11 protein-coding genes are annotated in these 15,522 nt (G+C 34.3%); 7 read left to right on the top strand and 4 right to left on the bottom strand.

What is annotated here, in order from left to right; translation table 11 throughout:
- Positions 1-37: 37 nt before the first annotated feature.
- The 3 genes from AACL20_RS01405 to AACL20_RS01395 all read right to left on the bottom strand — a co-directional run bounded on the left by AACL20_RS01405 (position 38) and on the right by AACL20_RS01395 (position 4,186).
- Positions 38-1,309, bottom strand: a complete 1,272-nt coding sequence (locus tag AACL20_RS01405; protein ID WP_339052358.1) for a pitrilysin family protein — start codon at positions 1,307-1,309, stop codon at positions 38-40.
- A gap of 905 nt (positions 1,310-2,214) precedes the next feature.
- The gene (hemA, locus tag AACL20_RS01400) at positions 2,215-3,414 is read right to left on the bottom strand and encodes a 5-aminolevulinate synthase (protein WP_339052357.1); all 1,200 of its coding nucleotides are present in this window, start codon (positions 3,412-3,414) and stop codon (positions 2,215-2,217) included.
- Positions 3,415-3,898: 484 nt separating this feature from the next.
- Complete coding sequence (locus AACL20_RS01395; protein WP_339052356.1) at positions 3,899-4,186, bottom strand: hypothetical protein; 288 nt, start codon at positions 4,184-4,186, stop codon at positions 3,899-3,901.
- Positions 4,187-4,378: 192 nt separating this feature from the next.
- On the opposite strand from AACL20_RS01395, the gene hisS reads away from it, so the two are divergent.
- The 4 genes from hisS (at position 4,379) to tyrS (ending at position 8,878) form a co-directional block, all read left to right on the top strand.
- A complete protein-coding gene (gene hisS / locus AACL20_RS01390; RefSeq protein WP_339052355.1) occupies positions 4,379-5,641 on the top strand; it encodes a histidine--tRNA ligase in 1,263 nt (420 codons plus the stop codon).
- A complete protein-coding gene (locus AACL20_RS01385) occupies positions 5,642-6,436 on the top strand; it encodes a division plane positioning ATPase MipZ (protein ID WP_339052354.1) in 795 nt (264 codons plus the stop codon).
- Between the two features lie 620 nt (positions 6,437-7,056).
- A complete protein-coding gene (locus tag AACL20_RS01380; protein WP_339052353.1) occupies positions 7,057-7,632 on the top strand; it encodes a demethoxyubiquinone hydroxylase family protein in 576 nt (191 codons plus the stop codon).
- A 1-nt stretch (position 7,633) separates the two neighbouring features.
- Positions 7,634-8,878, top strand: coding sequence for a tyrosine--tRNA ligase (gene tyrS / locus AACL20_RS01375; protein WP_339052352.1), 1,245 nt, complete (start codon positions 7,634-7,636; stop codon positions 8,876-8,878).
- Between the two features lie 347 nt (positions 8,879-9,225).
- On the opposite strand, the gene AACL20_RS01370 is transcribed toward tyrS, so the two are convergent.
- Positions 9,226-10,278 carry a hypothetical protein gene (locus AACL20_RS01370; protein WP_339052351.1) on the bottom strand — a complete coding sequence of 351 codons (1,053 nt, stop codon included), beginning with the start codon at positions 10,276-10,278 and terminating at the stop codon, positions 9,226-9,228.
- A 770-nt stretch (positions 10,279-11,048) separates the two neighbouring features.
- Between AACL20_RS01370 and AACL20_RS01365 the strand changes: the two genes are divergently transcribed.
- From AACL20_RS01365 to bioD, 3 genes are all read left to right on the top strand, one after another.
- Complete coding sequence (locus tag AACL20_RS01365; protein ID WP_339052350.1) at positions 11,049-13,922, top strand: PD-(D/E)XK nuclease family protein; 2,874 nt, start codon at positions 11,049-11,051, stop codon at positions 13,920-13,922.
- Positions 13,923-14,292: 370 nt separating this feature from the next.
- Positions 14,293-14,847 carry a Holliday junction resolvase RuvX gene (gene ruvX, locus AACL20_RS01360; protein WP_339052349.1) on the top strand — a complete coding sequence of 185 codons (555 nt, stop codon included), beginning with the start codon at positions 14,293-14,295 and terminating at the stop codon, positions 14,845-14,847.
- Between the two features lie 54 nt (positions 14,848-14,901).
- Complete coding sequence (gene bioD, locus AACL20_RS01355; RefSeq protein ID WP_339052348.1) at positions 14,902-15,504, top strand: dethiobiotin synthase; 603 nt, start codon at positions 14,902-14,904, stop codon at positions 15,502-15,504.
- The last annotated feature ends 18 nt before the right edge of the window (positions 15,505-15,522 follow it).

Genomic DNA, 15,522 nt, shown 5'->3' with positions numbered 1-15,522 from the left:
AAACTTAAATTCCCATGAGTTATGATGGCAAGACTAGTTAAGCTTGAAAGCCAAACATAGTAGCCACTTCTTCTCTCGCACATACTTTATCAATATTGCCTATACTAGAAAAAGTGAGTTTTCTATCTTGTATAAGAATCTTATTCATAACACTACGCAATGACTCTGTGCTAACAGCATCAATTTTTGAGATAATTTCATAAATCGGCACAAAACGACCAAATACAGCATAGTTGCTCGCCATTTTTTCTGCACGAGCCATAGAACTTTCTTGAGCCATCAGAACGCTTGCTTTCAGCTGAGCTTTCGCTCTCTGTACCTCATCTTCTGATATGCTAGTCACCATATCATGTAACTCACTAGCAGTTGCATCAAGCAGCTCATTTACCTTATCCTCACTAGTCGCAGAATAAACACCAAAAATACCGCAATCAGAATAACTTGAGTTAAACGCTGATATGTGATACGCAAGTCCTCTTTTTTCCCTTATCTCTTGGAATAACCTTGAAGACATACCTCCTCCAACTACCATGGAAAGCACTTGTATATCATAATAATTAGGATGCACATAAGAGAGACCAGGAAAACCTATAACTAAGTGTACTTGTTCAAGATCACGTTTTACTCTTTTATCACCACCTACATAGAAAGCAGGTTCATATACATCAATTGATTGTGTTGAAAGATTATTAAATTTGCTAAATGCATGTTCAGTAAATTTATCATGATCTAAACTTCCAGCAGCTGATATTATGGTATTCCTATATCCATATCTTTCACCAACATATCTGAAAAAGTCATCTCTTGTGACACTTTTTATAAAACTTTCTTTTCCCAAAATTGATCTACCAATAGGCTGCTTTGGAAATGCAACTTCTTGAAAATAATCAAAGATTATATCATCAGGAGCGTCATTAGTCTGAGCTATTTCTTGTAATATTACATTTCGCTCGCTATCTAACTCTTTTTGATCAAACGTAGAGTTTTGTATTATATCTGCAATTATGTCTAAAGCTTTCTGCCAGTCTTCTTTGAGTACCTTAGCATGATATACTGTTTTTTCGCGGCTAGTATAGGCATTGAACTTACCGCCTATCATATCAAACTCTTCTGCAATCTGACGTGCCGTTCTAGTATTAGTACCTTTAAACGCCATATGCTCCAGGAAATGTGAGATACCGTTATACTTTTTTTCTTCATGTCGACTTCCAGTTTTGATCAATACACTGATTGATACAGTTTCAATACCAGTCATGTGATCAGTCAACACTCTTAAGCCATTTGCATTAGATTCAAACTTATGTGTCATTTTTAAATAAAGGAATAGAATTATATTAATTTGATTTTAGCAAGTATGCAGGATCAGATCTGCTATATTAGGCAAGATTTAGAATTAAACATACTAAAAATAGAATAAGAACCACTTAAAACTCTTAATCAAACATAAAACAGGTAATGATATAAAGAGATGTAAGTCAATCTTTTAAACTAGCTTTAATATACCAAAAAACTAGGGTGTGTCGATATATATTAGAGAGTGTAGCTTGCAGCAAATACATTTTGCCAGTGTATAAAACATGTACTACAATGCCGTAAACCTCAAATAGTAGATGTTATTAACATTATAAAGTCATTAGCCATTTTAAATACATACTGCATTTTTAAACTCATTTCTGCACTTTAGAATATGTGAGATAAAAATTAACACATAAAATCTATATTGGCACTTTTTAGCATAAACACTACGTAAAACGAGTTATGCATAACACGAATATAATACTCGTCATACTTTTCAGAATTTGCGTTTTTAAAATGCTCATTATATATTTTATTACGGCACTGTTAACCACGTCATTATATAAAGTTTTTTATCCTAATTTTCCATTATTACTTCGTTAATTTCTTTACAAACATGTAAAAGTATTAGGCGCAGATATTAACTGGTACTATAAAAAATCATGCCATTACAATTCTTGTACAATCACTTTGCCCGCAATACCTAACAAAATCCATAAGGTTTTTGGCAATTTTGCCACTTTTCCTGTTAGACTTTCGGTGAATCATAATTACTTGCAGCTGAGATAATACATCCCATCGAGAGTTATGACGAAGACGACTTTGTATTGGCAAAAAATCTGCCATACACTCGTGTTATTAATCAGTCGATAGAGTGACATAATATCTATTTTTTATTTATCATCTCTCTATCAAGGACTAAATGATATTATGTTTGCGAAGTACTTTATTCAGCTTCTCTCCTAATGCACCTATCATATTTTCATTGTGCAGTTGTGATGGAGTAATTCTGAGACGCTCAGTGCCACGTGGAACTGTTGGAAAATTGATATGCTGAACATATATCCCATAGTCATCAAAAAGATCTATAGAGATAGACTTCGCTGCTGCAGGATTTCCAACTATAACAGGAATAATATGCCTATCATTTAGAATACAAGGAATGCCATAAGAATTAAGAGCTTCTTTCACACTCCTAATAGTGCTTTTATGTTCGTTGCGTTCATGTTCCTCTCTTCTTAAATACCTTATACTTGCAAGAGCAGCTGCGGCAACTGAAGGCGGAAGAGTAGTGGTAAATATAAAACCAGGCGCATAACTCCTAATAGCATCGATCATATCAAATTTTCCTGATATATATCCTCCGATGACACCAAACGCTTTAGCTAAAGTTCCTTGTATTATATCTACCCTATCTGCAAGACCGAGTTCAGCACAAAAGCCAGCGCCCTGCTCACCGTAAAGACCTACAGAATGCACCTCATCTATATAAGTCATAGCATTATATTTTTCTGCAAGATCACATATGGTAGATAGCGGAGAAACAGTACCACTCATAGAGTATACTGATTCAAAAACTATTATTTTATGTCTTTCTTTCGGGTAAAGTGCAAGGAGTCTTTCAAGATCACCTGTGTCATTGTGTTTAAAGACATGTTTTTGGAGCCTACTTTCCTTTATACCATGTATGATAGAAGCGTGATTGTCACTATCTGAAAAAATCACACAATCTGGCATTATCTTTGCAAGCACAGAAAGAGTAGATTGATTTGCTATATATCCAGATGTAAATACAAGTGCAGCTTCCTTTCTATGAAGGGAAGCAATCTCCTCTTCAAGCTCCACTATATAACTATGCGTACCGGAAATATTTCGTGTCCCACCCGCTCCTGCTCCTGCTGATTTAGCAGCATCAACCATAGCTTCCACCACAACTGGATGTTTGCTCATACCAAGATAATCGTTACTACACCAAACAGTCACATTCCTTTGGAGTTTCGGACTATATACAACAGGGAATGCTCCACATATATGCTCAAGCTCAAAGAAAACTCTATACCTATCCTCCACTTTTACTTTTTCAACGGCTTCGCGAAAGATCTGAACATAACTAGACATACGACACCAAAAAAATAAAAAAGCATACAAATTCTATGAAGTCTGTGCGTCAAAAATTTATTTGCTATGCAAATAAATTTTCGCGGAAAGTGCAATGTACAAAAATTAGCTTAAAGATGCGGCCCCGCGCTAATTTTCGGATATCAATATCAACTCCCTAAAATAAAAGAATACTTTAGCTTCGTCTTTTCTTTAAAAGATACGCAGCAAATATATGCTGTTATTTGTGGGAATTGGTATGATTTGTTCGATACTTGCAAATTATTACTTTAAGCACTGCTGTCAGTGTTTAGAAAAAATCCATAAGGTTTTTGGAGATTTTGCCATCTTTTCCTGTTGGACTTTCGGTGAATCATAATTGCTTTCAGCCAAAAACACATACCACACTTCTTAGAGTTATGACATAGGCGACTATGAAATGGCCGAAACAAAAGAGCAAGCAGCATGCACTACTACATACTGCTACAAAAGATCCAATACATAATTAGAGAGCTTTAGTAACAAGCTTACTTCTAACTAGTTTAAAAGCCACACCAACTAAGGTAACAACATAGCCGTAACAAGGATCAAATAACTCAATGTGCGCAAAGCCATTTTCATGTATGAAATGCCCAGCACCAAGTCCAAGCGATGCAAGAACAAGTAAGAGAGCCATAATTACTTCTGAGCCTACTCTCTCAACAACTTTACTATGTGTAACAGCAGCAGTCACTATGAACACTATAAGCGCTATAGGCGCTGCATGAAGGTATTGCAAAAATGTCGCTAACATAATGATAATTTCTCCATTTTAAATAAAAATCGCTAACGTTCCTAATACATCAAATTGATTTATGTGGTCAATAGAATACTTGTAAATTCTAAAAACCACAATAAATATATTGCAGAATTAGTATATTAGGAATCGCTATTCTAACGATTAGATGATACAAGCTTATTAAAAATAATACAATAAAGTAGCAAAATGAGCGAAAAAAATTTGCAATCTATTAGAGGAACGCAAGATATATTTGGGAAAAATCTTGAGATAATGAACCAGGTTATCGACGTTGCACGATGCAAAGCCCGCATTTTTGGATATCAAGAGATTATTACGCCCATCTTCGAAAATTCAAACGTGTTTTTCAGAACGCTCGGAGATACATCTGATATAGTATCAAAAGAAACCTACACTTTTCTTGACAGAGATAAAACAAGTATAACGCTAAGGCCAGAATTAACAGCTCCAATAGTGAGAGCTGCAATATCGAATCACTTATTGCAAGATTTGCCACTTAAATTATTTTCGGCAGGTCCACTCTTCAGACATGAAAGACCTCAAAAAGCAAGATATAGGCAATTTAATCAAGTCAGTTACGAATTTTTTGGCTCAGATTCCATAGCTTCAGACGTTGAGACAATAGCTATGGCCGATTCTATAATCGAAGCACTTGGAATTTGCGACACAACAGAGCTAAACATCAATTCTATGGGAGATATAGAATCCAGAAAAAAGTATGAACTTGCTATCAAGGATTATTTGGGATGTTATAAAACCAGCCTATCACATGAAAGTAAAATACGTCTTGAGCGAAATCCGCTAAGAATTTTGGATAGCAAAGATAAGACTGATCAGGAGATATTAAATGGAGTGCCAAAAATAATTGATTTTTTATCAAAAGAGGTTAGAAGTAAATACGAGCGTTTGCTATCATATCTAAATGATATCGGAATAAAATATAAGCAAAACCACAAGCTTGTTAGGGGATTAGATTACTACACTGGAGTAGTTTTTGAGATCATAACAGATAAATTAGGTAGTCAGGGAACTGTCATTGCCGGCGGCAGATATGATGAATTAGTCAGTGCCATGGGCGGCTCTTGTGTTCCTGCAATTGGTTTTGCTCTTGGAGTTGAGAGACTTGCTGCGCTTCTGGAAACAAGAGTGGTTATAGCAAATAAGAAATTGGGAATCCCAATCATTCCTATTGGAGAAGATGCTGAAGAATATTCAATCAAGCTTATCCACTCACTGAGATCATTTGAGCTACCAGTTTATATAGATTATGGACTCAGCCTCAAGAAACGCATGCAAAAAGCGAATAAGAGAGGAGCAGATTTTGTTATTATTTTTGGCGATAGTGAACTTATAGAAAAAAACTGCATAGTAAAGAATATGACAACTGGTATTGAGCAGATAGTGAAATTTGAAAATTTGCCAAGTTATTTGGAGGGATTAAAGGTATAAATGGCTAAAGTCATTGTGTTTGGGAATGAAAAGGGTGGATCAGGCAAGACTACGTCAGCTATGCATACAGCAGTGACGTTGCTTAAGATGGGATATAATGTAGCTGCGCTTGATTTAGATATCAGACAAAAATCTCTATCTACATACATAGAAAATAGAGCAACTACGGTAAAAAGCAATAATCTTACACTTGCAATGCCTATATGTATAAAGCTTGAGATATCAGATTTGACATATGATGAAATTATCTCTGGTATGATATCAATATATGACACAGCTTGCGACTTTATCATCATAGATACTCCAGGAAGTGATACAGAACTAAGCAGAGCTGCACACTCTTACGCTGATATTATAGTGACTCCTATCAATGATAGTTTTGTAGATATTGATTTACTTGGAAGATGTGAGCCAAGTGCACTAAATGTAGTAAAGCCTGGAGTATATAGTGCTATGGTATGGGAGCAAAAAATAAAGCGTGCAGCTAGGGATAAAAAAGAAGTAGACTGGGTTGTAGTGAGAAATAGAATTTCGTCACTTGATACAAATAACAAAAAAAATATAGAAGTTGCTATCGGAAAGTTATCAAAGAAGTTTGGTTTTAGAGTAGTGCGAGGTTTTGGAGATAGAGTAATCTTTAAAGAACTTTTCCTAAGTGGGCTTACTTTACATGATATAGGTATTACAGATAAAATAAAGCTTACGCATTCAGTTATAGCTGCAAGGCAGGAGCTAAGGGAGTTTGTAGCTGCACTTGCCATAGAAAATCGACTTCTTGATAATGCTACGTGTTAAAATCTTATTATGATGCATTAGACTTCTTCTCAAACTTGTTCTAGCGGCCAATTGCTCGTGTTGCATCCTCAGCATTCAGGGAAGTGCATGTAATTCTTGGACACTTAGGCTTCCTCGCGCTTTCGTATACTACTTGCACTTGCCTAAACTGGAACAAGTTTGAAGAAGAAGTCTATTAGTTATTGGCGACTTTTCCAGGTGGCAGGTATATAATAACCTTTAGTTGCTGATTAATAACTTTAGTATATGGTAGATTTTCTGTAAGTATTACTGCCGGCAGTGTTATACAAAGAGGTGCATCATATACTCGCCACACTTTTCAAAATTGAGTGTTGTGCAGAATGCTTTTTATGTATTGATTTTATATACATGCGCACCCATTCTACTTAGCTTTTTTTTGAAGTCTAACTTCGTATGTAAATAACAACGCTTCATTTACCAGAGATATATGACATTTTGGCACTTCTACCATGCAAAAATAGTTGAATTTTATATTTTAAAAACTTTAAGAAGTTCATTCCTGACTCAATTTTTGAAACATTTAGAAAAGTTGCCAATTGATAAAATAATTTGTAACTCACATATAATAAGTAATTGAATGATTAATTTTGGTCTTTAAAATGCAAAACTCTATGCAAAATGCAGCAAAGAAGAGGCAAGTCCATATCTCAAAAGCAGAGTATGATAGTATGGTAAGAGTAAATCATGCTGGAGAATATGGCGCAAAACGTATATACGAAGGACAAATGCATGCATTAAAACACTCTAAATGTTATGATGAAATACGTCATATGTATGAACAAGAACTTATACACCTGGCTTATTTTGAGAATCTTGCAAAACAAAAACGAGTAAGGCCAACTTTTCTTTCTCCAGCTTGGCATTTTTTAGGTTTTGCACTTGGAAAAATCTCTGGACTTCTAGGAGATAAATATGCGATGGCATGTACTGCAGCTGTCGAAGAAGTTATAGATGATCACTACTATAAACAGCAGAAGTTACTATCCAAAGTTCCTGGTGAAGAGAAATTGTTGCAGAAAATAACACAATTTCGTAATGAAGAAATAGAACATAAGAGCAGAGGGCTTGAATATGTTCATTCGACTGCACAATCCAATTCTGTTGGAGTGAATATTTTTATGTTTGGCGTAAAAACTGCTACTAAAATTGCTATATCGCTTTCAAAGAGAGTATGAAATGAAATCTGAAATACTAAGAATTTTGCAAACTCGCGGTTTCTTGTACCAAAATACAAATATACAAGATCTAGACAATTTGACACATAACTCAGAAGTTGTGCTTTATTGCGGATTCGATTGTACAGCAAAATCCTTGCACGTTGGAAATCTTGTGAACATTATGATTCTCAGATGGTTTCAAAAACTAGGGCATACTCCAATAGTGCTAGTTGGAGGCGCAACAACCATGATAGGGGATCCATCTGGTAAAAGTGATGCAAGGACTATGCTCTCATATGAGACTATTCAGGAAAATAAAGAATCAATTTCCACTGTATTTGAGCGCTTCATAAACTTTGATAAAGCTCATTTTGTAGACAACAATGATTGGCTTTGTGAGATTAAATATTTAGAATTTCTACGTGATTATGGTAGGCATTTTTCAGTAAATAAAATGCTTACCTTTGAAAGCGTTAAATCACGCTTAGATGCAGAACAAAGCCTCAGCTTTTTAGAATTTAACTATATGCTTTTGCAAGCATATGATTTTTTAGAGCTATATAAAAGATTTGGCTGTAGGTTACAAGTAGGTGGTTCAGACCAATGGGGAAATATAGTAAATGGCGTCTGGCTTGCGCACAAGGTAATAGATAAGGAACTATTTGGTCTTACTTGTCCTTTAATTACAATGGCATCAGGCGCTAAAATGGGGAAAAGCGCAAGCGGTGCAGTTTGGCTGAACTCTAGCATGAAGTCTCCATATGATTATTGGCAATTCTGGCGCAATACCGAAGACACTGATGTTATAAGATTTTTAAGGCTTTTTACAGAATTAGACGAACAAGAGATCGAGAGGTTATCAAAGCTCAAAGGCGCAGAAATTAATGATGCAAAAATTATCCTTGCAAATGAAGCAACAAAGCTTTGTCATGGAGAAGAAGCATCAGAAAAGGCCTTTAATACTGCAAGCAAAGCTTTTGAGCGTAGTTCTGAGCTATCAATCGATGATCTTCCAAAGATTAATATCTCAAAACAAGATATAGAATCTGGAATAAAGTTTCTTCAGCTTTTTGTCATGACTGGACTTGCAGAATCTAATAGTGCAGCAAAGAAACTTATTATAGGTGGCGGCGCAAAGTATAATAATAAAGTAATACAAGATCCAAGTCAGCAAGTTAGTATAGTTGATTTTCTTAATGGGAAGATAGTGCTTCTCGCAGGAAAAAAACGCTATGCGATTGCAGTTTATACAGAGTCTCTCTAGTCTGTCTATCATAACTCTAAGGAGTGAATGGTTTATCTTAGCCTGCAAGCAACTATGGCACACTGAAAATCCAGCAGACAAAGTGGTAAAATTGCCAAAAACCTTATTGATTTTGTTGGTGGTGCCTAAAGTAGTATTTCAAGTATAGGACAAATTATATGTATAAAAATTAGCGCAAGTCAGTGCTCGAGGCTAAATTTTGTACATTTAATTTTCCGCAAAAATTTATTTGCGTAGCGCGTAGCAAATCAATTTTTAACGGAAAGACTCCTTAGAGTTATGACACAGGCGACTCTTTAAAATTCATCCGCTTTTCAATCTTCTTTACACCTTATCACCAAACTCGATCAAGCTTTTGAAAACACCATGATACCAATTTTTTGACTTCCAGATACTTTGTTTTCACTTTCATCCAATAATGTAAGACCATTTCCTTCCGCAATGCTTTTAATGCTTTGAGCATTATGTGTAAATCTTTCAGTTTGTCTGATAAAAACTGGAGTTTTGCCACTAGATTTTTCGAAGCTTATCAATACAAGACTTTTGCTATGTAGCAAAGGATTTAAAGATGAAAGTACAGATTCAACATCAAGTAAGTAAGAAAGAATATCAGATAAAATAACTATATCATATTGAACGCCAGAGTATAATGCGAGGCTCTTAAAATAATCTTCAAAACTCCTAGAAAGGCCTATATGCGTATATATTCTAACGTTTTCATGCATCATTGTGGCTGCAATCTTACACATAGCTTTAGAGACTTCAATGCCATTTATCACATCTGCGATTCTTTCACTGCGACAAAGTCTGCCAACTCTTCCCAATTTTGAACCTATATGCAATATATTGTTACCAAATGGTTTCTCTGATACCTTTACTATATTCTCAAGAATTTCAAATTCACTCAAGGAGCAATCAACAGGTGAAACTTTACTATTTTCTATATAATTATATGCTAGCTTGTCTAAATTATGTGCAACTATACTACCTGGCAAGCTTACGATCGATCCAAGTTCATTTGATATGAGTTTTTTGCAATATTTACTTTCACTAGCAAATGCAGAATCACCGGATGCAAAATAATGCGATAAAAAAATAGCCGCTCTTTCATATTTGAATTTTTCTATATAGCATCTTGCAAGATAATAATTAGACGCAGGATATTTATCACAAAATATTTTCAAAAGTTTAAATCTAAATATCGCATCATTTAAATATCCTCGCTCAAAGTGATATACTCCTAGCTTAAAATTCGTCTCTGCTAAATTTTTTAATTTATCAGCATACGTATACCACATATCAAGTAACTCTTTATTTAACTTTCCTATGCTAATACGACTCACAATATCTTTTGTTAAAGATATATATTCCACTACTCTTGCTTTCAGGTTATTAAGCATGTCATTATCAAAGATTAATATTTTGTAAGCTAAAGTTACATACTAATCTTGAAAAATAGTTTTTGACAACCAATTTCGGAAGATAATAGCCGATTATATCAGCTTTTAATAAATACATAATGCGTGCTACCATAGATTGATTGCAGGCAGCAACAGATTAGAGCCGTTCACAAAAATAGTATAATTATTAAGATATGTTACTATGACACTGCTAGCGAAGCCACTTACGCAGATCTTTTTGGTCTGATTTTTAAAGTATGACTTCGTTCATTTCTTTATAAATATATATTTGATTCGAAAATTAACTGGTACTCTCAAAAATCATGCCATTAAAATCTTCGCGCCTGCACTTGTGAAGGTAGCGCCATATTTGTATAGGTTGCTAACTTTGTCGTTCAAAATTATCCAAACTGCCTTCATACTTATATCAAATATTCTAAAATTACCCGAGTTGCCATATACTCGTGCTATTAAACAGCAATTCGTATTAACAAATAAGTAGTGACTAACAAAGAATGGCTAAATTTTTGAGTATTCCCTTTACACGCAATGTTTTCAATATATTACTTTCTCAAATAGAGAATATAGCAGCAAAAAACGCATCCTATATAGCATATTCATCTAAACTATATTCCAAACTTGCACTATCAGATTATTTGGTTATTCTGCCAAATCATAGATCTATCAGAGAATTCCATGAATTCATAAGAACACAAGGTAATTTAAGCATCTTGCCTTCTATACTTTCATACTCAGATCTTGCGGATAATATGTTAGAACTTATAAGCAGAGAGGAGAAGTTAAGTGAATTAGAATTACTGCAACTACCAAATACATTCCAAAAATCACAACTAAACTTCGCTATTTACACAGATTATATTGCTTACATAAATAAGGAAGGTGAAAACTGTCGCCTCAAAACATATGAATCAAAAGATCAATTGAAATTTAAAGAATCAGAATTAGCAGAAATTACAAGGGCGTTATCTGAATATTATCATAATCAATATGATATTGAATTATTAAAATCTGGTAGTGATAAAGAACAGCTATTGAGTTACTTAATAGAGAATTTAAAGCAACGTGGAGAAACAGATGGAGTCGTTACAGAACAACAAAGACAAGTCATAGCAGCACAGCGCATAGAAAAGATACTCAGCATTTACAAGAAAAAAACTATATTTGCTTTGTTACCAGCAAATAATACTCCCTACATTAAACAAATTGTAAAAGCTATATCCAAGCTTGAGAACTCATATATATTTATTCAAGGCACGCCAAGTAATAGTATTGTGAAAACAAACCAAGAATTTCATACAAATCGAATAAAACCCAACACATCACAGCAATCATTAGATTTTGATGTTAGCGATTCACAAAGTAGTTTTTTATCTGGCAAATTAGACGCTCAAGGCAGTGGTCATTTTGCAAAATTCAGCACGATGAATGTTCATCAAAAACATTACACATGGCATATTGTTAACCATTTAAGCGCTCTTATAAATAATAAAGATGATGTACTAGATGTTGCTTGCGAAGTGCAAGACCAAGGATTTCATAATATATTAGAGCTTTTCATATCACAGATACTATATCCACCTGAACTTATGGGAAACTTGATAGGGACAATACAGCATGAGTATGTTGCTGCTCTAGATCATGTTGAAATAGTAGAAGCAAAAAGTCAAATTGAGGAAGCAAAAATCATCTGTAATGCAGTACAAATTGCGATGCAAGAAGATGAAAATGCAAGGATTGCTATTGTAACAAATAACAGAGAGGTAATAAAAATTATCTCTGCACTGCTTGATGCGCATGTGATTCGCTATGATGACTCAACACCAATGCAGCATGAACAATCACATATAATACAGCTTTTTATATTAATACTGAAAGCTGCAACTGAGGGCAGTTCTGACTTTAAGATTTGGTTATCATTGTTCAAACATCCATCTTCTATAGTATTTGAGGAGCTTCGAGAAAGTGTATATATGTTTGAAAAAAGAATCATACGTCATTCTGAATATACACAAAATATAGATTCATATTTCAAACTTTCTAGTAAAAATAATTTGTCTTGCGATATAGAACCACTAAGGAACTATTACGAAAGAATAATGCACTTTAGAGACGTGATGCAAAAAACGTCATCTTTTAATCAAGTTCTCGTTGCTCATTTTGAAACATTTTGTCATTTGATACACCCTCAAGCTCGTGAATCTCAGCACTTTTATATTTTGGAAGAATTAGTGCACAGCACTACATCAAATCCTGTTGTTACTTGCAACTTATTATTTAAAGAGGATTATAATGAGCTATTAAAGTCTCTATTGAAAAATCTAGAATTGCGTAAATGTGAAAAAACTGAGCATTGTGTTGAAATTTTGACTCCAATGGAGGCAAGGTTTTTAAAATTTGATTTTGTGGTAGCAGCGGGGATGCAAGAATCCTTTTTTCCCAGTTATCTCATAGATCACGGATATATATCGCAAGAAGTGAGAGCAAAGAAGAATGACAATATTATAATGAAAGATGTAGAAATTGGATATGCAGCTTTTGATTTTGCACACTTGCTTGCACAAAAACGAGTCTTATTTTCTTATTCCAAATCAAGCAAAAGCGGCGCGTTACAAGCTTCAAGATTTATTGATCGCTTAATTGCATATATAAGACTCATGAAGAAAATTAATTTAGATGATCTGATATATCATAGCAAAGTCAGAGCAGAATATTCAAGAATTCCAAGACATAGTGCTAAAAGGCCAATTTTTAAAATTGCAGCACTTGCTTCGAGTTGCACATCGTTTCTTAATATTGATGTGAATGAAATTATGCCAAGTAAAATATCTGTTAGTGGTATAGAACGATTGATGAAAAGTCCTTACTTATACTACGTGCATGATGTGTTAAAATTAAGACCATTAGAACCAATACCAACTCCTGGTATATCAAAAAAGCGTTTTGGGATTATTTTACACGATCTACTGTCCAATGCTGTAGAGAAAGACATATCGTCAGTAGATAATCTTGTGTCCCTTTTTTACAGCAAATTTGGCGCTTGCACAAATGACCAACTTAAGCAGCAAGTGTTGGAATATTTCTTCAAAGACTACATAAATCAAGTTGCTGATCTATTCTTGTGTTACAAAGAAAAAAATCTAAATTCTATAAAGCAGAGTGTCACAGAAGTAAAAGGTACTATAAAGTTTTTAACAGATGAAGGAAAATTGGTCTGTGTTACCGCAATAGCAGATAGAGTTGATTTGCTAAAAAACGGAGATGTCAAAATAATTGACTATAAAACAGGCAACATACCAAGCTCTAGTGAAATAAAAAGAGGGCTTGCACCTCAGCTTCTTATAGAGGGTCTCATATATTTATATGGCGATGCCTTTGGTATAAAAAAGCAGCTAGTACAGAAAAAAGACGTGGATCTTTATTATATCTCACTTCATAGAAAATCTATTTTAAATGAGAGGATAATTACATGCGATTTTCCATCCACTTATGATGCACTGACAAAGTTAATAAATAAATTTTTTACACATGATGCTGTTATATTTCCCTCTATGTCTGCTATAAAAAGTTATGAGAGAGAGCTGTATTCACATATCAGCAGAGATGAAGAATGGCTGGGTAGATGATATAATTCAAATAAAAAATAAATGTTACATCCATTTTCTAAATTTGTGTTATATTCCAACCAGTTGTGTATCTTATATTGACCTGCCATTTATTCACTAGCTTTATTCGTTCTTTAGCTTATCTATTTAGCAGATAAACATAAGATACGCATCTCGTTGCTTCTTTTGCAACAAAGTCTAGGTTCTGTGTGCGCTGAAATTTTAAAGAAAAGACGCAGCTAAAGTGTTCTGTTATTTGGGGATTTGGTATAATATGGAAAATCAGTTCAAAGGAGTTTGCGCAAGCGGCTTTGCCGGCAGTGCCATATACCCCAGGTAAATGAAGAATTGGTATTTATTATATATTTTAACGACGCCAATTTTGAAAAATATGACAAGTATATACGATAATTTTTCAAAAGTACTCAGCATGCAAGATTCCGATATGATAGCGCTATTTCACCAAGATTCTGTGCAACGTGCAGAGTTTACTGATCTTATAAAATACAATCCAAACTCTGTGATTTTAGGACTCGATGTTGGACAGAAAAAAATAGGAATTGCTAAGTGTAACATGTCTATTAATGTTGTTCTGCCACTCATGGTGATGAAGCGTCACTTTGCGATTGAGGAAGATCTTATTGAGATAAATAGTATAATAAGCTCAACAAGCCCAGAAAAAGTGATTGGATTTGTTCTAGGATTGCCTCGCCAGATGAATGGAACACTTGGCCAACAATCGGAATATATCATTTCATTTGCTAATGCTTTAAAAGAATTTTTCAAAATGCCAGTCGCTTTATATGATGAAAGACTGTCTACCAAAGCTGCAGATAAGCTTTTAAGTGAAACTCAACTTAGCAGGAAAAAACGCAACTCTATAGATGATAAATTTGCTGCAGCTCTGATATTAGATTCCTTTTTAAAGAGTCTTTCTATATTTTGAACTTGAATTATCTTCAATTGCTGTTAAAAGAAATCATTCAAGCATTTCATAAACATGAGAATATTTATCACAGGAACAGATACAAATGTTGGCAAGACACTTGTATCTGCTTGGCTTTGTCTTCATTTTGGGTTTTCTTACTGGAAGCCTATACAATCTGGATCTAGTGAAAGTCTTGATAGCGATATTATAAAAAGCATAGGAATTTTTACGTATACTGAAGCATATACACTGAAAGCTGCAGCTTCTCCACATTTAGCAGCACGTTCTGAAAATATTAAAATTAATTTAGATAATATTTTAGAAAATATTCCAGATTGTAATCGTTTGCTCATAGAAGGAGCTGGAGGCGTGATGGTTCCTCTGAATGAAAATGACTTAATAATAGATCTTATAACAAAACTCAAAGCTCAAGTTATAGTTGTTTCTAGAACAACTATTGGAACCATTAACCACACTTGTCTTACTATCAATGCACTGCGCGCGCGCAAGATTCCAATTCTTGGTGTGATTATGAACGGAGAGCCAAATCTTGAAAACAGAATGGCTATAGAAAAGTACAGTAAAACACGAGTATTACATGAGTTACCTTTTTTGAATCTAATCTGCCGCGAATCCTTAATCGAATCTAAACCTTCACATAAATTATGCTTATGAATTAGAGGTTATTTCTAA

The sequence above is a fragment of the Candidatus Lariskella endosymbiont of Epinotia ramella genome (assembly GCF_964019805.1).
Taxonomy (GTDB): Bacteria; Pseudomonadota; Alphaproteobacteria; order Rickettsiales; family Midichloriaceae; genus Lariskella.
Note: the sequence above shows the minus strand (reverse complement) of the source record. Positions and strands in the feature narration are given on the sequence as shown.

Excerpts from the sequence above, each read along its gene's own strand:
- hemA (WP_339052357.1), bottom strand. The coding sequence starts at position 3,414 with ATGTCTAGTTATGTTCAGATCTTTCGCGAAGCCGTTGAAAAAGTAAAA.
- AACL20_RS01385 (WP_339052354.1), top strand. The coding sequence starts at position 5,642 with ATGGCTAAAGTCATTGTGTTTGGGAATGAAAAGGGTGGATCAGGCAAG.
- AACL20_RS01405 (WP_339052358.1), bottom strand. The coding sequence starts at position 1,309 with ATGACACATAAGTTTGAATCTAATGCAAATGGCTTAAGAGTGTTGACT.
- hisS (WP_339052355.1), top strand. The coding sequence starts at position 4,379 with ATGAGCGAAAAAAATTTGCAATCTATTAGAGGAACGCAAGATATATTT.
- AACL20_RS01370 (WP_339052351.1), bottom strand. The coding sequence starts at position 10,278 with ATGCTTAATAACCTGAAAGCAAGAGTAGTGGAATATATATCTTTAACA.
- ruvX (WP_339052349.1), top strand. The coding sequence starts at position 14,293 with ATGACAAGTATATACGATAATTTTTCAAAAGTACTCAGCATGCAAGAT.
- AACL20_RS01365 (WP_339052350.1), top strand. The coding sequence starts at position 11,049 with ATGTTAGAACTTATAAGCAGAGAGGAGAAGTTAAGTGAATTAGAATTA.
- bioD (WP_339052348.1), top strand. The coding sequence starts at position 14,902 with ATGAGAATATTTATCACAGGAACAGATACAAATGTTGGCAAGACACTT.
- AACL20_RS01395 (WP_339052356.1), bottom strand. The coding sequence starts at position 4,186 with ATGTTAGCGACATTTTTGCAATACCTTCATGCAGCGCCTATAGCGCTT.
- AACL20_RS01380 (WP_339052353.1), top strand. The coding sequence starts at position 7,057 with ATGCAAAACTCTATGCAAAATGCAGCAAAGAAGAGGCAAGTCCATATC.
- tyrS (WP_339052352.1), top strand. The coding sequence starts at position 7,634 with ATGAAATCTGAAATACTAAGAATTTTGCAAACTCGCGGTTTCTTGTAC.